This window comes from Streptomyces sp. NPDC048436 (assembly GCF_043200355.1).
Taxonomy (GTDB): Bacteria; Actinomycetota; Actinomycetes; order Streptomycetales; family Streptomycetaceae; genus Streptomyces.
Genome location: NZ_JBICXP010000002.1, coordinates 247,148 through 265,294, shown reverse-complemented (window position 1 = coordinate 265,294; position 18,147 = coordinate 247,148). Strand labels below are relative to the sequence as shown.

The following is an 18,147-nucleotide window of genomic DNA, read 5'->3' as shown; positions in this document are numbered from 1 at the left end:
CCCGCTACAAGGAGTTAACAAGTGGCACGCGTCAAGCGGGCAGTCAACGCCCACAAGAAGCGCCGGGCAGTCCTCGAGGCCGCCAAGGGTTACCGCGGCCAGCGCTCGCGCCTGTACCGCAAGGCCAAGGAGCAGGTCACCCACTCCCTGGTCTACAACTACAACGACCGCAAGAAGCGCAAGGGCGACTTCCGTCGGCTGTGGATCCAGCGCATCAACGCCGCTGCCCGCCAGAACGGCATGACGTACAACCGCCTCATCCAGGGTCTGAACGCCGCCAACATCGAGGTGGACCGCAAGATCCTGGCCGAGCTTGCCGTCAACGACGCGAACGCCTTCGCGGCGCTGGTCGAGGTTGCTCAGAAGGCTCTGCCTTCGGACGTCAACGCGCCCAAGGCTGCCTGACGCTGCGCTGAGCTGAGCGTGACCGGACCCGCAAGCCTGTGGCTTGCGGGTCCGAGTGCGTCCGCTGTCTTCAATTCTCGTTCCGAAGGTGACTTGATGCCCGCCAGTCCCGAGTTGATCTCCCCCAAGTCCCCTCGCGTCAGCGCCGCACGACGGCTCGGGAAGCGGAACTTCCGGGGGAAGGAGCAGCTGTTTCTCGCCGAGGGGCCGCAGGCCGTGCGGGAGGCCGCCGCGTACGCGGAGACGCTCGTCGAGCTGTTCGTGACCGTCGAGGCCGCCGAGCGGTACGCCGACATCGTGGGGGAGGCCCGTACCGCGGGGGCCCGGGTGCACCTCGCCGACGAGGACGTCATCGCCGACATCTCGACCACCGTGACGCCCCAGGGACTCGTCGGGGTCTGCCGGTTCCTGGATACCCCGTTCGACGACATCCTCGCCGCGAGGCCCAAGCTCGTCGCCGTCCTCGCGCATGTGCGTGACCCCGGGAACGCCGGCACCGTGCTGCGGTGCGCCGACGCGGCGGGGGCCGATGCCGTCGTGCTGACCGACGCCTCCGTGGATCTCTACAACCCCAAGTGCGTGCGCGCTTCGGTCGGTTCGCTGTTTCATCTGCCCGTGGCCGTCGGCGTACCCGTCGAGCGGGCCGTCCAGGGGCTGAAGGACGCGGGCGTACGCATCCTCGCGGCCGACGGAGCGGGCGAGGACGACCTCGACGACGAGCTCGACAAGGGCGCCATGGGCACTCCGTCCGCCTGGGTCTTCGGCAACGAGGCCTGGGGGCTCCCGGAGGAGACCCGCGCACTCGCCGACGCGGTGGTGCGCGTTCCGATCCACGGCAGAGCCGAAAGCCTCAACCTCGCGACGGCGGCGGCCGTGTGCCTCTATGCGTCCGCCCGTGCACAGCGTGCGGCTGGAGGGTGCCGTTCCGTCACTCCCAGCTAGTAGGGTGACGGGCTCGGAGGCCTCCTGCGCCGGTCCGAGAGGTGGGGTACGGGGAATGAGCATCGGCACGAGCGGATCACCGGGAGTACAGGACATCCTGTGTGCTCGCGGGGACCATGGCGCCCTCGGTGACCTCGGCGGCGGGCTCGGCCTCGACCCGGACGACCTCCCCGACGGCCTGGTCGTCGCGGACGAGACCGGCCGCGTCATCTGCTTCAACAGCGCGGCCGCCCGCATCACCGCCGTCCGCGCGACCGACGCCCTCGGTGCCCCGCTGGAACGCGCGCTTCCCTTAGAAGACCTCGAAGGCCGCCGCTGGTGGCGGCTGACCGATCCGTACGGCGGCCTCGCCACCCGCTTCGCCCAGCCCGAGCGGAATCTGCTGCTCCCCGGCGGGCGTGAGGTCCTCGTCTCCGCGCGCTATGTACGCACCGCGCCCACCGGACCCGTCCGCCGCGTCATCGTCTCCCTCCGCGACACCGAGGCCCGCCGCCGCACCGAGCGCAGCCACGCCGAGCTGATCGCCACCGTCGCCCACGAGCTCCGCTCGCCCCTCACCTCCGTGAAGGGCTTCACGGCGACGCTGCTTGCCAAGTGGGAACGGTTCACCGACGACCAGAAGAAGCTCATGCTGGAGACGGTGGACGCCGACGCCGACCGCGTCACACGGCTCATCGCCGAGCTTCTGGACATCTCCCGCATCGACTCCGGGCGGCTCGAACTGCGCCGCCAGCCCGTCGACATCGGTGCCGCCGTCGGCCGTCACATCCAGGCCTACGTGGCCTCCGGCCAGGACGCGGACCGCTTCCTCGTACGGATCCAGCAGCCCATGCCCGATCTCTGGGCGGACCCGGACAAGATCGACCAGGTGCTCAGCAACCTGCTGGAAAATGCCGTGCGGCACGGCGAGGGAACCGTCACCATCGACGTGGCACCCTCATCGTCCCCGCGTGAGCAGGGCGGGGCCGAGACGGCCGTGACCGTGAGCGACGAGGGTTCCGGCATTCCGGAGGAATCGATGGGCCGTGTCTTCACCCGCTTCTGGCGGGGCAGCAAGCGCGGCGGGACAGGACTGGGCTTGTACATCGTGAAGGGCATCGTGGAGGCGCACGGCGGGACGATCACCGTCGGCCGCGCGGCCAGTGGCGGCGCCCAGTTCCGATTTACGTTGCCCGTGGGCACTCCGGCGTATCTCCTGTGACCTTCTCCGGTCGCCACTGATCACTTCTGATCCGCCCGAGCACAGCCCGCGGGCTCATTCACCCGCGTCACCCCCGTTAGACTCGATCCTTGGCACGTTTGCGTCCCCCTATGTGGACGATTCGTCTCCGAGTCGTAGACGGGGACCATCACCAGCCAACCGGAAGCACGGGAAGAGATGTCGGCACCGAACAAGTCGTACGACCCTGTTGAGGTCGAGGCACTGAAACCTGAAGAGATCGAGCGCATGCGGGACGAGGCGCTCGCCGCCTTCGCCGCCGCGGGCGACCTCGAACAGCTCCAGGAGGCCAAGGTCGCGCACACCGGCGGCACCTCGCCGCTGGCCCTCGCCAACCGCGAGATCGGAGCGCTGCCCCCGCAGGCCAAGGCCGAGGCCGGCAAGCGCGTCGGCATGGCGCGCGGCGCGGTCAGCAAGGCGCTCGCCGCCCGCCAGAGTGAGCTCGAGGCCGAGCGCGACGCCCGGGTGCTCGTCGAGGAGGCAGTGGACGTCACGCTGCCGTACGACCGCGTCCCGGCCGGTGCCCGGCACCCGCTGACCACCTTCATGGAGCGCGTCGCGGACGTCTTCGTCGCCATGGGGTACGAGATCGCGGAGGGCCCCGAGGTCGAGGCGGAGTGGTTCAACTTCGACGCCCTCAACTTCACCCCGGACCACCCGGCCCGGCAGATGCAGGACACCTTTTTCGTCCAGGGCCCGAAGGGCTCCAAGGACACAGCGGGCGACGAGTCCGGTGTCGTGCTGCGGACGCACACCTCCCCGGTGCAGGCCCGCGCGCTGCTCGAACGCCGTGAGCCGCCCGTCTACATCGTCTGCCCCGGCCGCGTGTACCGCACGGACGAGCTCGACGCCACGCACACCCCGGTCTTCCACCAGATCGAGCTGCTCGCCGTGGACGAGGGCCTGACCATGGCCGACCTCAAGGGCACCCTGGACCACATGGTCCAGTCGCTCTTCGGCGCGGACATGAAGACGCGCCTGCGCCCGAACTACTTCCCGTTCACCGAGCCGTCCGCCGAGATGGACATGGTCTGCTACGTCTGCCGTGGCGAGTCCGTGGGCAACCCCGACCGCCCCTGCCGCACCTGCGGCAGCGAGGGCTGGATCGAGCTCGGCGGCTGCGGCATGGTCAACCCGAAGGTGCTCACCGCCTGCGGTGTCGACCCCCAGAAGTACAGCGGATTCGCCTTCGGGTTCGGCATCGAACGGATGCTGATGTTCCGCCACAACGTCGAAGACATGCGAGACATGGTCGAGGGTGACGTCCGGTTCACCCGGCCCTTCGGGATGGAGATCTGATGCGGGTCCCGCTTTCCTGGCTGCGGGAGTACGTCGATCTCCCCGCCACCGAGACCGGCCGTGACGTACAGGCCAAGCTCGTCGACGTCGGCCTCGAGGTCGAGACCGTCGAGCAGCTCGGCTCCGGCCTCACCGGCCCCCTGGTCGTCGGCAAGGTTCTCACCATCGAGGAGCTGGAGGGCTTCAAGAAGCCCATCCGCTTCTGCACGGTCGACGTCGGCCACGCCAACGGCACCGGTGAGCCGCAGGAGATCGTCTGCGGCGCGCGCAACTTCACGCAGGGCGACAAGGTCGTCGTCGTGCTCCCGGGCGCCGTCCTGCCCGGCGACTTCAAGATCGCCGCGCGCAAGACGTACGGCAGGACCTCGCACGGCATGATCTGCTCCGGCGACGAGCTGGGCATGGGCGACGACGGCAGCGGAGGCATCATCGTCCTGCCGCCCGAGCACGAGGTCGGCTCCGACGCCATCAAGCTGCTCGAACTGGTCGACGAGGTCCTGGACATCGCCGTCACGCCCGACCGCGGCTACGCCCTGTCGATGCGTGGCGTCGCCCGCGAGGCCGCCATCGCCTACGGCCTGCCGCTGCGCGACCCGGCGCTCCTCGACGTGCCCGGGCCGAACTCCTTCGGCTACCCGGTCAAGGTCTCCGACCCGATCGGCTGCGACCGCTTCACCGCGCGCACGGTCACGGGCCTCAAGCCCGAGGCCCGTTCGCCGATCTGGCTGCAGCGCCGCCTGCAGAAGGCGGGCATGCGCCCGATCTCGCTCGCCGTCGACGTCACGAACTACGTGATGCTGGAGCTCGGCCAGCCCCTGCACGCCTACGACCGCTCCCGCATCGAGGGCACGATCGGCGTGCGCCGTGCCGAGCAGGGCGAGAAGTTCACGACGCTCGACGGCGCCAAGCGCGTCCTCGACGCCGAGGACCTGGTGATCACCGACGACCGCGGCCCGATCGGCATCGCGGGCGTCATGGGCGGCGCCAACACGGAGATCGCGGACCACGAAGAGGCCGCGGGCACCACCGACGTCGTCATCGAGGCCGCGCACTTCGACGCCATCTCCATCGCCCGCACGGCCCGGCGCCACAAGCTGCCCTCCGAGGCGGCCAAGCGCTTCGAGCGCGGCGTCGACCCGCAGGCCGCGGCCGCCGCCGCGCAGCGCACGGTGGACCTCCTTGTCCTGCTCGCCGACGGCACCGCCGAGGCCGGGGTCACCGAGGTCATCTCGCCCTCCGGGCCCCGCACGATCAGCATGCCCGCCGATCACCCCGACAAGGTCGCGGGAATGGAGTACGGCCGCGAGACCGTCGTACGCCGTCTCCAGCAGATCGGCTGCGACGTCTACGGCCAGGACGCCCTGACCGTCACCGTGCCCTCCTGGCGCCCCGACCTCGCCGAGCCGAACGACCTCGCCGAAGAGGTCATCCGCCTGGAGGGGTACGAGAACCTCCCGTCGACGCTGCCCAAGCCCCCCGCGGGCCGCGGCCTCACCGACCGGCAGCGGCTGCACCGCCGCGTGGGGCGCGCGCTGGCCGGTGCCGGATACGTCGAGGCGCTGAGCTACCCCTTCATCGGCGAGAACGTCTTCGACCAGCTCGGTCTGGACGCGGACGACCCGAACCGCCGCGTGGTCAAGCTCGTCAACCCGCTCTCCGACGAGGAGCCCGCTCTTCGTACGACGCTGCTGCCGGGCCTGCTCAACACGCTCCGCCGCAACGACGGCCGGGGCTCGCACGACCTGGCCCTCTTCGAGACGGGCCTGGTCTTCCACCCCCAGGAGCACCTCAAGATCGCGGTGCGGCTGCCCGTCGACCGGCGTCCCACCACTGATGAGATCGCCTCCCTCACCGAGGCGCTGCCCGTCCAGCCCCGGCACGCCGCCGTTGTCCTCGCGGGCGCCCGCGAGCAGGCCGGCTGGTGGGGCAAGGGCCGCCCGGCGGACTGGGCGGATGCCGTCGAGGCGGCGCGCACCCTCGCCCGCGAAGCCGGTGCCGAGCTCATCGTCGACCAGGGGCAGTACGGCCCCTGGCACCCGGGCCGCTGCGCGGAACTGAAGGTCGTCATGGGCGGCGAGATCGTCTCCGTCGGGCACGCCGGCGAGCTGCACCCGCGCGTCGTCAAGGCGTTCGGCTTGCCCGCCCGCACCTGCGCGATGGAGCTCGACCTGGATCTCCTGGGGCGGTCCGGTGAAGGGGCGCTGCGGGCACCGCGGATCTCCACCTTCCCGGTGGCCACCCAGGACGTCGCGCTGGTCGTCGACAAGGAGGTACCGGCCACCGTGGTCGAGTACTACCTGAGCGGCGGCGCGGGTGAACTCCTCGAGTCCATCCGGCTGTTCGACGTCTTCGAGGGCGAGCAGATCGGCGAGGGCAAGAAGTCCCTGGCGTACGCGCTGCGCTTCCGCGCCGCCGACCGCACGCTGACCGTCGACGAGGCCTCCGCGGCCCGTGACGCGGCCGTCGCACTCGCGGCGGAGCGGACGGGCGCGGTGCTGCGCGGAGCGTAGTCACCGCTTGTAGTCGCCGCCAGGCGCACAAGGGGCGCAAAGAAGGGCGTATCCGGACCTCCGGGTGCGCCCTTCACTCGTTTGAGTGACTAGTAAGCCCTCTCTGACCCGTTCGGCCCAGTCGATCGACAGAATCAACCCGGCCGCAGGGGCTGACCTTGTCGGCCTGCATGGCCGCACGCTGTACAGGGCCGTAGGGGGGCCGTCGGCATGATCCGTATGAGGGCCGGTTCGAGGGGGCTCCGTGTGGAGCCGTCGCGGATCCGGCGCGTGCTCACACTCGGCCTTCCCACGGCGTGGGGGGCCGCGGCCATCACGTACAAACTCACCTGCCCGCTCGCCCAGCAGGACGGCCTCGGTGCGCGGATCGTCTCCAGTGCCGTCTTCTTCGCCGTCGGCACGGGGCTGATATTGAATCTCCGAAGCTCGCTGCTGCGGGAACTGCGCCAGCTCCGTGAGGTCGCGGGCGCCGCTCAGAACGTCCTGCTGCGTCCGCTGCCGCCGCGCGTCGAGGGCCTCACCGTCGCGGCCGGGCGGCTGTCCGCGTCACGCGGCGCCTCCGTCGGCGGCGATCTGTACGAGGTGGCGGCCACCGAACACGGTGTCCGCGTCGTCATGGGCGATGTGCGCGGGCACGGTCTGGCCGCCCTCGGTACGGCCGCCGCCGTCCTCGGCAGCTTCCGCGAGGCGGCCCATGAGGAGCCCGAACTGCCGCTCGTACTGCGGAGGTTGGAGCGCACCCTGGGGCGGCATCTGCGGGAGCGGTCGCGGGCGGAGCATCCGGCGAGCGGTGCGCTGGCCCCCGACAGTCCGCAGGCCGAGGAGTTCGTCACCGTACTCCTGATGGAGATCGCCCCTGACGGCGAGATGACCGCGCTCAACTGCGGTCACCCCTGGCCGTTCCGGCTGAGCGCCCATGCCGAGCCGGTCCGCGGCGGGGAGCCGCTGCCGCCGCTCGGGCCCTTTCCGCTCCCCGCCGAACTCTCCGTACTGCACTGTGGATGGCTCCTTCCGGGGGAGGCGCTCGCGCTGTACACGGACGGCATGGAGGACGCGCGGGACGCCGCCGGACGGTTCTTCCCGTTCCGGGCGGCGCTCACCGAAGCGGTGCGCGTCCCGCCGGTCGCGCCCCAGTCCGTGATCTGCGCGGTCTGCAGCCAACTCCGCCGCCACAGCGGCGGGTTGCCATCCGACGATGCCGCGCTGCTCATCCTGCGCAACGACCGCGGGCGCGTCCCCCAGCAGCAGGGAGAGACGGTGCGCCGGGAAAGCACCATGACGTGACGCACCGTCAACTCATCCCGGCCGAGCGCCGCCCGGCCCGCCTTGGAGTCGTCGGGCAGACAGCGGGGCGGGCGGCGCCGTGCGGGCCGCCGTACTTTTCGAGGGGGAGCCGGCGGCCCGGCCGGCCTCTGGTGAGGAACCTCAGTCAAGCGTGACAGGAGTGGTGACGGCAGAGCGCACACCCCCCGGATTCGAGCACTCCGTTCACACCCCGTGTGAAGTCACCTCTACTACGCTGGACACACCGAGTCACCGGAGGGCCTCCATGCAGCCCAACACCCTGCTCGACGCGATCCTCGACGAAGCCGGAATCTCCCACGCGGGCCTCGCCGCCCACGTCAACCAGGCCGGCAAGAGGCGGGGTCTCGCCCTGCGGTACGAACACACCGCGGTCTCCCGCTGGTTGAAGGGCCAGCGCCCCCGCGGCCAGGTGCCCGACCTGATCTGCGAGGTCCTCGCCGGGCGGCTCCAGCGCACCGTCACCCTCGACGACATCGGCCTCGGGGTGCCGGGCGTACCGACCGCGAGACTCGGCACCGCCGCATCGACGCTCTCCGGCTTCGTGGAGAGAGCCACCGCGCTGTGGCGCTCCGACGAACAGCAGCGCCCGCATCTGCTCGGCGCTCCCGCGGTCACCGGGACGCCCGCGGTCATGCCCGTCTGGGAGTGGGAGAACCCGCCCGAGGACGTGGACGTCTCGCGTGGCGGCAGGCACCCCGTGAGCACGGCCGACATCGACATGATGCGCGCGGCCCGCGCCCACTACGAGCAGATGTACCGCAAGACCGGCGGCATCGCGACCCGCACCCGCATCGTCGGCTTCCTCAACGCCGAGGCCGCGCCCCTGCTGCGCGGCAGCTACACGGACGAGACCGGACGCCAACTGCACCGCTCCACCGGCGGGTTGGTGGCCATCGCAGGCATCTGCGCCTATGACTCGGACGCGCACGGCCTCGCCCAGCGCTACTTCCACCAGGCCCTGCGCCTGGCAAAGGCCAGCGGGGACAGAGGACTTGGCGCCTATGTCATCGCGCTGCTGGTGAACCAGTCCCTGTTCATGCGCGAGTACCGCCAGGCGGTGGCCTTCGCGGAGGCCGCCCTGCGCGCCGCGGGGCGCGAGCTCACCCCGGCGCTCGCCTCCGATCTCTACGCCATGCAGGCCAAGTCGTACGCGCACTTGGGCGACGGCAGCAGCGCGCTGTCCTGCATCCGGCGTGCGGAGGCCGCGGCGGACCGTATCCGGCGTGGGCGCGAGCCGGACGAGACCGGCTATGTCCAGCCCGGGCTCGTCAACGTACAAGTGGCGGAGGCGCTGCTCAGCCTCGGCGACCTCACGGGAGCGTACGAACACGCGGCGGCGGCGGTGGACACACCGGCGCACGACCGGGGCCGGGTCCACCGGCTCGCCATGCTCAGCCAGATCGAACTGCGGCAGGGGAACACCGACGAGGCCGTCGCCACGGCGGTCGAAATGGCAGAACAGGCACGGGGGATGGAGTCCCAACGGCTGCGCGACCGGCTGCGGGCCGTGCGGGAACACCTCGTACGCAGCGACTGCGCGGGCACGGCCGAGGCAGCCGAACTCATCGACGGGGCGCTGCGCGTACCCCTGTGACGCGCACCGTGCGTACGACGGTGACGACGCGCGGCGAGCACTGAACTCCCGCGGCGTCCATACGCTGCTCTGAACACCCTCCTGCTGCGATATTGCCATCTACTCGGCGGAAGGTGGCAGAACCGTGCAGTGGACGAAACAAAGCGAACAAACTGTGTATGGAAATCGATGGTTCACCGTCAATCTGGCAGATGTCGAACTGCCCGACGGGCGGCACCTCGATCACTTCCTGATACGGCTGCGGCCCGTTGCCGTGGCCACCGTCGTCAATGACGCCAACGAGGTGCTGCTGCTTTGGCGGCACCGTTTCATCACCGACAGCTGGGGGTGGGAGCTTGCCGCGGGCGTCGTCGAGGACGGTGAGGACCTCGCGTACGCCGCCGCCAGGGAAATGGAGGAGGAGACAGGATGGCGGCCGGGCCCGTTACGACACCTGCTGAGTGTCGAGCCGTCCAATGGGCTCACCGATGCCAGACACCACATCTACTGGTCGGATGAGTGCACCTACATCGGCCATCCCGAAGACGACTTCGAGTCCGACCGCCGTGAGTGGGTCCCACTCAAACTCGTCCCTGACATGGTGGCCCGCGGAGAAGTACCGGCCGCCAACATGGCGGCGGCCCTCCTTCTCCTGCACCACCTGCGCTTGGGCCAGGACGCGCACTAATGGCCGATGGCCTGCCAAACCGCCACGGCGAGCGCACCGACCGCCGTCAGGGCGAGCAGGGCGGGCAGTGGCCAGCGTGTGTGCTCGAGTGCGGCGACCCGTACGGTCAGGTCGTCCTGGTTCTTCGCGCTCTGTTCGTCGTGTTGGAGGAGCAACGCCAGCTGTCCGTCGACGCGGGTCAGGCCCACGTCCATGCTGCGGCGTAACTCCGCGAGTTCCTCGGGGACCACGCGAGTTGCGGGGTCGGCGGTCACAATCCGTTCCTTTCCGTAGCTGTCCATCCCCCTGATGCGCACGGAAAGTCAACTCGCCCCGGGGCCGGGGCGGGAGAGTGTGCGAAGGGCATATGCGAGCCCATCGCGCACACGGTGTGTGAACGCCGCGGGCCCGGCACTCGAACGAGTGCCGGGCCCGCACGCGGTGTGAAGTGCCGGGTGCTCAGGCGTAGGAGTAGAAGCCCGAGCCGGACTTGCGGCCGAGCCGTCCCGCGTCCACCATCCGCTGGAGCAGCGGGGGAGCGGCGTACAGCGGCTCCTTGTACTCGGCGTACATGCTGTCCGCGACCGAGGCGACGGTGTCGAGGCCGATCAGGTCGGCGAGCTTGAGCGGGCCCATCGGGTGGGCGCAGCCCATCTCCATGCCGTTGTCGATGTCCTCGCGGCTCGCGATGCCCGACTCGAACATCCGGATCGCGGAGAGCAGATACGGGATGAGCAGGGCGTTGACCACGAAGCCCGAGCGGTCCTGGGCGCGGATCGCGTGCTTGCCCAGCACCTTCTCGACCATGGACTGCGCCCGGCTGATCGTCCCCTCGGACGTCGTGAGCGCGGGGATCAGCTCGACGAGCTGCTGCACCGGGGCCGGGTTGAAGAAGTGGATGCCGATGACCGAGTCGGGACGGGACGTCGCGACGGCCAGCTTCACCAGCGGGATGGACGAGGTGTTGGAGGCCAGGATCGCGTCCTGCCGGGTCACCACCTGGTCGAGAACCTGGAAGATCTCGGTCTTGACCGCCTCGTTCTCGACGACCGCCTCGATCACCAGATCGCGGTCGGAGAACTCCCCGAGGTCGGTCGTGAAACTGAGGCGGCCGAGCGTCTCGTCCCGCTCCTCCTCCGAGATCTTGCCGCGTTCGGCAGCCTTCGTGAGGGAGTTGTACAGCCGGGTGCGGCCGATCTCCAGGGCCTCGCCGGTGGTCTCCGCGACCTTCACATCAAGTCCGGAGCGGGCGCAGACCTCTGCGATTCCGGCGCCCATCTGGCCACAGCCCACTACTCCGACGCGTGCGATGTCGGGCATAGAGTCGGTCACCTCGTGCCTTTCGCTGATCAACGGGGCGGCAGGTCCCCCACCTCCCCCATACGGGTCGATGCCTGCCTCGGCCGTGAACGTTACTCCGGAACTTCGGGTGCATGACGGCCCGGGTCGGGCATGCTCTCCCGTAAAGGCAAGGGTGCCGGTGGATATACAGCTCAGGGGGCGAGCAGATGAGGCGTATGTCACGCCGGGGCTTCACCGTGGCGGCGGCCGCGATGGTGGCGGGGCTCACAGCGGCGGACGCGGCGGCCGTTCCACGGCGGGCACCTTCGCGCCGTGAGCTGCGCGGCATGTGGCTGGCCACCGTCGCCAACCGTGACTGGCCGTCGAAGCCCGGCCTCACGGTGGCCGAGCAGCGCGCCGAGCTGATGGGCCACCTCGACACGGCCGTACGGCGCCGGCTGAACGCCGTGGTCTTCCAAGTGCGCCCCACCGCCGACGCGTTGTGGCCCTCGCCGTACGAGCCGTGGGCGGAATGCCTCACCGGCGTGCAGGGCAAGCACCCGGGCTGGGACCCCCTGGGCACCGCCGTGCGCGAGGCACACCGCAGAGGCCTCGAACTGCACGCCTGGTTCAATCCCTTCCGCATCGCCAACCACACGGACCCCTCGCGCCTCGTTCCGACGCACCCCGCGCGGCTGCACCCCGACTGGGTCGTGCCGTACGGCGGGAAGCTCTACTACAACCCCGGTCTGCCCGAGGTGCGGCGCTTCGTCCAGGACGCGATGCTCGACGCCCTGCGGCACTACGACATCGACGCGGTGCACTGGGACGACTACTTCTACCCCTACCCCGTCGCCGGGCAGGTCTTCGCCGACGACGACGCCTTCGCACGCTACGGCAGCGGCTTCCCCGACCGGGCCGCCTGGCGCCGCGACAACATCGACCGCCTGGTGAGCGAGATGGCGACACGCGTGAAGAAGGTGCGTAAGCACGCGCAGTTCGGGATCAGCCCCTTCGGGGTCTGGCGCAACGCCTCGACCGACCCTCTCGGTTCGGACACCCGGGCCGGCGTGCAGACCTACGACAACCTGCACGCCGACACGCGCGGCTGGATCAAGAAGGGCTGGCTGGACTACATCTGCCCGCAGCTCTACTGGAACATCGGCTTCACCGTCGCGGACTACGGCAAGCTGCTGCCGTGGTGGGCCGACGTCGTCGAGGGCACGGGCGTACGCCTGTACGTGGGGGAGGCCCTCTACAAGGCGGGCGATCCCGCGCAGGCCGCCCCGTGGCAGGACCCGGCCGAGCTGTCCCGCCACCTCACCTACGCCAAGATGTTCCCGCAGGCGCGCGGGCACGTCTACTTCTCGGCGAAGGAAGTGGGCGTCGACAAGATCGGCGCGATGGCGCGGGTGGTCGCCGATCACTATCAGGAGCGAGCCAAGCCACCACGCTGATCTGATCTCCGGCCGAGCTCTGTCTCAGGGCGAGCTCTGTCTCCGGCCGAGCTCTACTGGGCCGGGCCCCCGTGTCGTACGACGGTGTCGGGGCCCGGCGACATCACCGTCTCGTGGCCGTCCTCAAGGCGGACTCGGTACGGCGGGCCGCCATCCGGGCCGAGCACCTCGACGACCTCCGCGATCCGGTCATGCTGTCCTACGACCCTGCCGTGGACCACCAGCTTGTCGCCTACGGTTGCGCGCATCTGGAGCGACCTCCTAGTCCCACCCTGCGGTTGCGTTCCGTGGCCGTCAGTCTACGTCGGGTGGCCGAAGGTGGGACCTGGACGTCCGCCCCTAGCCGCGCGCCCGCTGGGTGACCGCGATGCACACCAGGACGGCGACGGCCGTCAGCGGCGCCGCGATCGTGAGGTGCTCGCCGAGCAGGAACACCGACCAGACAAGGGTGAGCAGCGGCTGCGCGAGCTGGAGCTGGCTGGCCTTGGGGACGCCGATCGCCGCCATGCCGCGGTACCAGACGACCAGGCCGAGGAACTGCGATCCGATGGCGGCGTAGAGCAGCCCGGCGGTGCTGTGCCCGGTGAGCTCGAAGGTCTCGTGCCGCAGCGCGAGCGCCGCGCCGGCCACGGCGAGCGGCAGGCACAGGATGAGAGCCCAGCCGATGACCTGCCAGCCCGGCATCTCACGGGCGAGCCGGCCGCCCTCGGTGTAACCGGCGGCGCAGATCAGGAGCGCGCCGAAGAGATAGAGGTCGGCGGTGGTCAGGGCGCCGCCGCTCTGCTGGACGGTGAAGGCGATCACCGCCGCCGCACCGGCCAGGGCCGCGACCCAGAACATCCGCGAGGGCCGCGCGCCCGTGCGCAGCGCCGAGAAGACGGCGGTCGTCAGCGGGAGCAGGCCGACGACCACGGCTGCGTGGGCGGTGGTGGAGGTCTGCAGGGCGAGGGTCGTGAGCAGCGGGAAGCCGACGACGACTCCGGCGGCGACGACCGCGAGACCGGCCCAGTGGCGGCGCTCCGGAAGCCTGACCCGCAAGGCCAGCAGGGCGCTGCCCGCGATGACCGCGCTCAGCACGACGCGCAGGGCCACGAACGACCAGGGGCCGATGCCTTCGAGGCCCCAGGCCGTGGAGGGGAAGGTGAGCGAGAAAGCGATGACGCCGAGCGCGGCCATAAGGGTGCCGGTGCGGTGGGAGCCGTGCTGTCGCGACGCGGTCCGCCCGGTGTCCGCTGCTTCCGGAGTGCCTGTGGCCACCGTGGTGACTGCTATCCGGCTCGGGCGAGTAGCGCTATCCTGTGCTGTCATGCAAGAGAGTAGCAGTGTCGCTGAGTTGGCAAAACAGCTGACGGCTGAGCTGAACCGCTACTCGCCTGGTGGAAAGCTGCCGTCGAGCCGGGCGCTCGTCGACCGCTTCAGGGTGAGTCCGGTGACCGTGTCGCGGGCCCTTGGGCAGCTGGCCGCCGAGGGTCTTGTCGTCACCCGGCCCGGCGCCGGCGTCTTCAGGGCCGAGCCGCAGGCCGCCGCCGCACCGGCGGGGGACACCTCCTGGCAGGAGGTGTCGCTGAGCGCGGACGCGGCCACGGAGTTGGTGCCCCGCGCCGTGGACGCCTCCGGTGTCCTGGCCACGCTCGCGGCGCCCCCACCCGGCGTCATCGAGTTCAACGGCGGCTATCTGCATTCCTCGCTGCAGCCCGAGCGGGCCATGGCGGCGGCGCTCGCGCGGGCTGGGCGGCGGCCCGGGGCGTGGGGGCGTCCGCCGGTGGACGGTCTGCCCGAGCTGCGGGAGTGGTTCGCGCGGGGCATCGGCGGTGCGATCACGGCCGCCGAGGTGCTCATCACGGCGGGCGGCCAGAGCGCGCTCACCACGGCACTGCGGGCGCTCGCCCCGCCCGGCGCGCCGGTCCTTGTCGAGTCGCCCACCTACCCCGGCATGCTGGCGATCGCCCGCGCGGCCGGGCTGCGGCCGGTACCGGTGCCGGTGGACATCGACGGCGTACGTCCCCAACTGCTCGCCGCGGCGTTCAAGGCGACCGGGGCCCGGGTCTTCGTCTGCCAGCCGCTGTTCCAGAACCCGACGGGGGCGGTGCTCTCCGCCGAGCGCCGGCCCGAGGTGCTGCGCATCGCCCGCGAGGCCGGTGCCTTCGTCATCGAGGACGACTTCGTGCGCCGCCTCGTCCACGAGGACGCGGGCCCGCTGCCCAGGCCGCTGCAGTCCGACGACGCCGACGGTGTCGTGGTGCACGTCTGCTCGCTCACCAAGGCGACCTCGCCGAGCTTTCGCGTGAGCGCCCTCGCCGCGCGGGGCCCGGTACTCGAACGGCTGCGCGCGATCCAGGTCGTCGACCACTTCTTCGTGCCGAGGCCGTTGCAGGAGGCGGCACTCGAACTGGTCGGCTCACCGGCCTGGCCGCGCCATCTCCGGTCCGTGGCTGCCGAGTTGAAGGACCGCAGGGACGCGATGGCGACGGCTCTGCGCCTCGGCCTCCCCGAACTCGCCATGCCGCACATCCCCGCGGGCGGCTACCTCCTGTGGCTCCGCCTGCCGGACGGCACGAACGAGGCGGACCTGGCGGGCGCGGCACTGCGCGCGGGCGTCGCGGTGGCCCCGGGCCGCCCCTACTTCGCGGCCGAACCTCCGGCGGGGTACCTGCGGTTGAGCTTCGCGTCGCTCGCCGGGGCCGGGGAGATCGGTGAAGGCGTGCGGAGGCTGCGGGTGGCGTGCGACGAGGTGTGGGGCGGGTGAAGCCTGTGGGGAGGGTGAGGCCTGTGGGGAGGGTGACGCTGAGGCGGGCCTACGGCTCCGCCGGGTGAAATCCGCTCGACGGTCCGTCGGGACGCCTGCGAGCCTTGCGGCCATGACCGACGCACTCCACAGCTTCCCGACCTTTCCCACCGGGTACGAGGTATCCACCGACGCCGCCCGCCTGGACGCCGCCCGCGTCCACCACTGGCTCTCCACGGACGCGTACTGGGCGATGGGGAGGCCCCGCGATAAGCAGGACCGGGCGATCGCGGGTTCGCTGAACTTCGGGGTCTACGACGCGGCTTCCGGCGAGCAGGTCGCGTACGCCCGGGTGGTGACCGATCACGCCACCTTCGCGTGGCTCTGCGACGTGTACGTGGACCGGGCGGTGCGCGGCAAGGGGCTCGGGGGAGCGCTGGTGGCCGCCGTCAGGGACCACCTGGAGCCGTGCGGTCTGCGGCGGATTCTGCTGGCCACGGCCGATGCGCACGGGGTGTACGAGAGGGTCGGATTCAGCGGCCTCGCGGACCCGGCCAAGTGGATGGCGCTCGGCCTTCAGTGAGCGTCGGGCTTCAGGCGGGCGCAGCCCGTACGTAGTCCGTGGTGAGGATCAGATCCTTGGCGGGCCCCGCGACACGCCACCGTGTCCGCCAGTGGTCCGCGTCGAACACCTCGAACTCGCCCCGGTAGAGGTCGAGCGCGCAGGGGTGGTCGGCGTGGTGGTGGCCGGTGCGCAGGTCCAGATCGTGGAAGGGACGCCCGTCGGCGAACCGCACGCGGGCGGTGGCGGGGTCGTCGCCGGGCAGGTAGCGGAGGGTGCGCTCGGCGGGGCGGGGAGTGCCCTGCCAGGTGAAGGTGCCGGATTCGTGGTGGAGGAGGGCGGCGGTGGGGGTGCCGGTCTGCTGGTCCGGGCTTCCCTCGCCCTCCCCGGCGTCGAGCCACGTGAACACCGTCGTCCCCGAGAAGTGCCCCTCCGCGTTCCCCGCCAGGTCCCGTGCCGTCCGCTCCACCTTCCACGCACCTGCCAGGTACGCCAGCACGTCCGGCACCCCGTGATACACAGCCCGGCGCCCGTCATCGGCTTGTGCTGGCTCATCCGGGAAAGGCATGACCGCAGGCTACGCCGCCGCCCAGGCGCTTCGTCTACTTGTCGACGAAGCCGAGGCTGCCCTCGTCGTAGCGTGCCCCGGCGACCGCGCCCGCCGGTGCCACCGCGTCGATCGCCGCCAGCTCCTCGGCGGAGAGCTCGATGGCGACGGCGTCCAGGTTCTCGCGGAGGTACTTCTCCCGGCGCGTGCCCGGAATCGGCACCACGTCGTCGCCGCGGTGCTCCACCCAGGCCAGGGCGAGCTGCCCCGCGGTGACGCCCTTCTCGGCGGCGAGGGCTTCGAGGGCCTCCACGATGGCCAGGTTCCGTTCGAGGTTCCCGCCGGCGAACCGCGGCTGACTCCGCCGCATGTCGCCCTCCTGGAGGCCCTCCACCGAGGTGTACCGCCCGGTCAGGAAGCCGCGCCCGAGCGGTGAGAACGGTACGAGGCCGATGCCGAGCTCCCGGCAGACCGGCGCGATCTCCGCCTCCAGGTCACGCGTCCACAGCGACCACTCGCTCTGCAGCGCGGCGATCGGATGCACCGCGTGCGCCCGCCGCAGCGTCCGCGCGCTCGCCTCGGAGAGGCCGAGGTGGCGCACCTTCCCGGCCTCGACGAGCTCGGCCATCGCGCCGACGGTCTCCTCGATCGGCACGTTCCCGTCCACGCGGTGGAGGTAGTACAGGTCGATGTGGTCGACGCCGAGGCGCCGCAGCGAGGCGTCGCACGCCTCTCGTACGTACGCCGCGTCACCCCTGATCCGGACCGGCTCGCCGAGCCGGCTGGCGAAGCCGAACTTCGTGGCGATGACGGCCTCGTCGCGCCGCCCGCCGGCCAGCGCACGGCCGATCAGCTCCTCGTTGTGCCCCGCTCCGTAGAAGTCGGACGTGTCGAGCAGGGTGACGCCGAGGTCAAGGGCACGGTGGATGGTCGCGATCGACTGCGCGTCGTCCGAAGCGCCGTAGGCGTGACTCATCCCCATGCAGCCGAGCCCTTGCGCCGAGACGGTCAGTGCTCCGAGACGGCGCGTGGGAATGCTGGTCATGCCGGTACCTCCAGGTGGAGCCGTGTGCCTTGTGTCAGGCGGTCGGCTCCGACCCTAGGACTTGGAGTCGACTCCAAGTCAACCCACATCGGGGCGAGTGCACCTCAGGCCTTGTCCGCCGCCGCCCGCACCGCCGCCACGTCGATCTTCTTCATGCCGAGCATGGCCGCCATGGCCCGCTGCGCACGCCCCTCGTCGGGGTCGGTGATGAGCCTGCCGAGCTCCTCGGGGGCGACCTGCCAGGAGAGGCCGAACCTGTCCTTGAGCCAGCCGCAGGGACCTTCCTCGCCGCCGCCCTCGCGGAGCTTGTCCCAGTAGTAGTCGACCTCCTCCTGGTCGGCGCAGTTGATCAGCAAGGAGATGGCCTCGTCGAAGGTGAAATCGGGGCCGCCGTTGATCGCCGTATAGGGCTGACCGTCGAGCTCGAACTCGACGGTCAGGACGGTCCCGGCCGGCCGCGGGCCCGCCTCGCCGTAGTGGGTGACCTTCGTGATCTTCGAATTGGGGAAGACCGACACGTAGAACGTGGCCGCGTCCTCGCCTTGCGTGTCGAACCAGAGGTTGGGCGTGATGCGGGGCATGGCTTACTCCTGTCGTCGGTGCAGCGCGT

Annotated in this window: 18 protein-coding genes; 11 read left to right on the top strand and 7 right to left on the bottom strand. The window is 70.8% G+C overall.

All coding sequences use genetic code 11. The features are described 5' to 3' along the window. The first annotated feature begins 21 nt into the window (after positions 1-21). The 8 genes from rplT (at position 22) to ACGFX9_RS07725 (ending at position 9,941) form a co-directional block, all read left to right on the top strand. The gene (gene rplT, locus ACGFX9_RS07760) at positions 22-405 is read left to right on the top strand and encodes a 50S ribosomal protein L20 (protein WP_393466420.1); all 384 of its coding nucleotides are present in this window, start codon (positions 22-24) and stop codon (positions 403-405) included. A gap of 96 nt (positions 406-501) precedes the next feature. Further along, the gene (locus tag ACGFX9_RS07755) at positions 502-1,347 is read left to right on the top strand and encodes a TrmH family RNA methyltransferase (protein ID WP_393466416.1); all 846 of its coding nucleotides are present in this window, start codon (positions 502-504) and stop codon (positions 1,345-1,347) included. Positions 1,348-1,402: 55 nt separating this feature from the next. Next, positions 1,403-2,548: an ATP-binding protein gene (locus tag ACGFX9_RS07750; RefSeq protein WP_393466414.1), complete on the top strand. Its 1,146-nt coding sequence runs from the start codon at positions 1,403-1,405 to the stop codon at positions 2,546-2,548. Positions 2,549-2,725: 177 nt separating this feature from the next. Beyond that, positions 2,726-3,865 (top strand): phenylalanine--tRNA ligase subunit alpha, encoded by a 1,140-nt coding sequence (gene pheS / locus ACGFX9_RS07745; RefSeq protein ID WP_393466411.1) that lies wholly within the window; start codon positions 2,726-2,728, stop codon positions 3,863-3,865. After that, complete coding sequence (gene pheT / locus ACGFX9_RS07740) at positions 3,865-6,375, top strand: phenylalanine--tRNA ligase subunit beta (protein ID WP_393466408.1); 2,511 nt, start codon at positions 3,865-3,867, stop codon at positions 6,373-6,375. The genes pheS and pheT overlap by 1 nt, the downstream gene beginning before the upstream one ends. Before the next feature lie 210 nt (positions 6,376-6,585). After that, on the top strand, positions 6,586-7,659 hold the full coding sequence (locus tag ACGFX9_RS07735; RefSeq protein ID WP_393466405.1) for a PP2C family protein-serine/threonine phosphatase: 1,074 nt from the start codon (positions 6,586-6,588) through the stop codon (positions 7,657-7,659). A 265-nt stretch (positions 7,660-7,924) separates the two neighbouring features. Continuing rightward, positions 7,925-9,274: a transcriptional regulator gene (locus ACGFX9_RS07730; protein WP_393466402.1), complete on the top strand. Its 1,350-nt coding sequence runs from the start codon at positions 7,925-7,927 to the stop codon at positions 9,272-9,274. 124 nt (positions 9,275-9,398) lie between these two features. Further along, on the top strand, positions 9,399-9,941 hold the full coding sequence (locus ACGFX9_RS07725) for an NUDIX hydrolase (RefSeq protein WP_393466399.1): 543 nt from the start codon (positions 9,399-9,401) through the stop codon (positions 9,939-9,941). Here the strand turns inward: ACGFX9_RS07725 and ACGFX9_RS07720 are convergent. Both ACGFX9_RS07720 and ACGFX9_RS07715 read right to left on the bottom strand, forming a co-directional pair. Beyond that, positions 9,938-10,195, bottom strand: coding sequence for a hypothetical protein (locus tag ACGFX9_RS07720; RefSeq protein ID WP_393466397.1), 258 nt, complete (start codon positions 10,193-10,195; stop codon positions 9,938-9,940). The two genes, ACGFX9_RS07725 and ACGFX9_RS07720, sit on opposite strands and share 4 nt — an antisense overlap. Before the next feature lie 184 nt (positions 10,196-10,379). Beyond that, on the bottom strand, positions 10,380-11,240 hold the full coding sequence (locus ACGFX9_RS07715) for a 3-hydroxybutyryl-CoA dehydrogenase (protein WP_393466394.1): 861 nt from the start codon (positions 11,238-11,240) through the stop codon (positions 10,380-10,382). Positions 11,241-11,428: 188 nt separating this feature from the next. Here ACGFX9_RS07715 and ACGFX9_RS07710 point away from each other — a divergent pair, with 188 nt between their 5' ends. Beyond that, entirely contained in the window at positions 11,429-12,658 is a 1,230-nt protein-coding gene (locus tag ACGFX9_RS07710) for a glycoside hydrolase family 10 protein (protein WP_393466391.1), read from the top strand. A gap of 53 nt (positions 12,659-12,711) precedes the next feature. Here ACGFX9_RS07710 and ACGFX9_RS07705 read toward each other — a convergent pair whose 3' ends face one another. Beyond that, positions 12,712-12,906 (bottom strand): DUF1918 domain-containing protein, encoded by a 195-nt coding sequence (locus ACGFX9_RS07705; protein WP_393466388.1) that lies wholly within the window; start codon positions 12,904-12,906, stop codon positions 12,712-12,714. Between the two features lie 91 nt (positions 12,907-12,997). After that, a complete protein-coding gene (locus ACGFX9_RS07700) occupies positions 12,998-13,966 on the bottom strand; it encodes a DMT family transporter (RefSeq protein ID WP_393466385.1) in 969 nt (322 codons plus the stop codon). Here ACGFX9_RS07700 and ACGFX9_RS07695 point away from each other — a divergent pair. Both ACGFX9_RS07695 and ACGFX9_RS07690 read left to right on the top strand, forming a co-directional pair. Beyond that, positions 13,965-15,404 carry a PLP-dependent aminotransferase family protein gene (locus ACGFX9_RS07695; RefSeq protein WP_393466382.1) on the top strand — a complete coding sequence of 480 codons (1,440 nt, stop codon included), beginning with the start codon at positions 13,965-13,967 and terminating at the stop codon, positions 15,402-15,404. The genes ACGFX9_RS07700 and ACGFX9_RS07695 overlap by 2 nt on opposite strands. A gap of 112 nt (positions 15,405-15,516) precedes the next feature. Further along, complete coding sequence (locus ACGFX9_RS07690; RefSeq protein ID WP_393466379.1) at positions 15,517-15,966, top strand: GNAT family N-acetyltransferase; 450 nt, start codon at positions 15,517-15,519, stop codon at positions 15,964-15,966. A gap of 10 nt (positions 15,967-15,976) precedes the next feature. Here ACGFX9_RS07690 and ACGFX9_RS07685 read toward each other — a convergent pair whose 3' ends face one another. The 3 genes from ACGFX9_RS07685 to ACGFX9_RS07675 all read right to left on the bottom strand — a co-directional run bounded on the left by ACGFX9_RS07685 (position 15,977) and on the right by ACGFX9_RS07675 (position 18,118). Further along, on the bottom strand, positions 15,977-16,513 hold the full coding sequence (locus ACGFX9_RS07685; protein ID WP_393466375.1) for a DUF6314 family protein: 537 nt from the start codon (positions 16,511-16,513) through the stop codon (positions 15,977-15,979). A 34-nt stretch (positions 16,514-16,547) separates the two neighbouring features. Continuing rightward, positions 16,548-17,537 (bottom strand): aldo/keto reductase, encoded by a 990-nt coding sequence (locus ACGFX9_RS07680; protein ID WP_393466372.1) that lies wholly within the window; start codon positions 17,535-17,537, stop codon positions 16,548-16,550. 104 nt (positions 17,538-17,641) lie between these two features. Then, a complete protein-coding gene (locus tag ACGFX9_RS07675; protein ID WP_393466369.1) occupies positions 17,642-18,118 on the bottom strand; it encodes a VOC family protein in 477 nt (158 codons plus the stop codon). Positions 18,119-18,147 lie beyond the last annotated feature (29 nt).

Bases quoted from the DNA above. Each gene is read 5' to 3' on its own strand.
- ACGFX9_RS07700 (WP_393466385.1), bottom strand. From the start codon at position 13,966: ATGACAGCACAGGATAGCGCTACTCGCCCGAGCCGGATAGCAGTCACC.
- ACGFX9_RS07710 (WP_393466391.1), top strand. From the start codon at position 11,429: ATGAGGCGTATGTCACGCCGGGGCTTCACCGTGGCGGCGGCCGCGATG.
- ACGFX9_RS07680 (WP_393466372.1), bottom strand. From the start codon at position 17,537: ATGACCAGCATTCCCACGCGCCGTCTCGGAGCACTGACCGTCTCGGCG.
- ACGFX9_RS07750 (WP_393466414.1), top strand. From the start codon at position 1,403: ATGAGCATCGGCACGAGCGGATCACCGGGAGTACAGGACATCCTGTGT.
- ACGFX9_RS07730 (WP_393466402.1), top strand. From the start codon at position 7,925: ATGCAGCCCAACACCCTGCTCGACGCGATCCTCGACGAAGCCGGAATC.
- ACGFX9_RS07695 (WP_393466382.1), top strand. From the start codon at position 13,965: ATGCAAGAGAGTAGCAGTGTCGCTGAGTTGGCAAAACAGCTGACGGCT.
- ACGFX9_RS07690 (WP_393466379.1), top strand. From the start codon at position 15,517: ATGACCGACGCACTCCACAGCTTCCCGACCTTTCCCACCGGGTACGAG.
- ACGFX9_RS07735 (WP_393466405.1), top strand. From the start codon at position 6,586: ATGATCCGTATGAGGGCCGGTTCGAGGGGGCTCCGTGTGGAGCCGTCG.
- pheT (WP_393466408.1), top strand. From the start codon at position 3,865: ATGCGGGTCCCGCTTTCCTGGCTGCGGGAGTACGTCGATCTCCCCGCC.
- ACGFX9_RS07685 (WP_393466375.1), bottom strand. From the start codon at position 16,513: ATGCCTTTCCCGGATGAGCCAGCACAAGCCGATGACGGGCGCCGGGCT.
- ACGFX9_RS07715 (WP_393466394.1), bottom strand. From the start codon at position 11,240: ATGCCCGACATCGCACGCGTCGGAGTAGTGGGCTGTGGCCAGATGGGC.
- ACGFX9_RS07755 (WP_393466416.1), top strand. From the start codon at position 502: ATGCCCGCCAGTCCCGAGTTGATCTCCCCCAAGTCCCCTCGCGTCAGC.
- ACGFX9_RS07675 (WP_393466369.1), bottom strand. From the start codon at position 18,118: ATGCCCCGCATCACGCCCAACCTCTGGTTCGACACGCAAGGCGAGGAC.
- ACGFX9_RS07705 (WP_393466388.1), bottom strand. From the start codon at position 12,906: ATGCGCGCAACCGTAGGCGACAAGCTGGTGGTCCACGGCAGGGTCGTA.
- pheS (WP_393466411.1), top strand. From the start codon at position 2,726: ATGTCGGCACCGAACAAGTCGTACGACCCTGTTGAGGTCGAGGCACTG.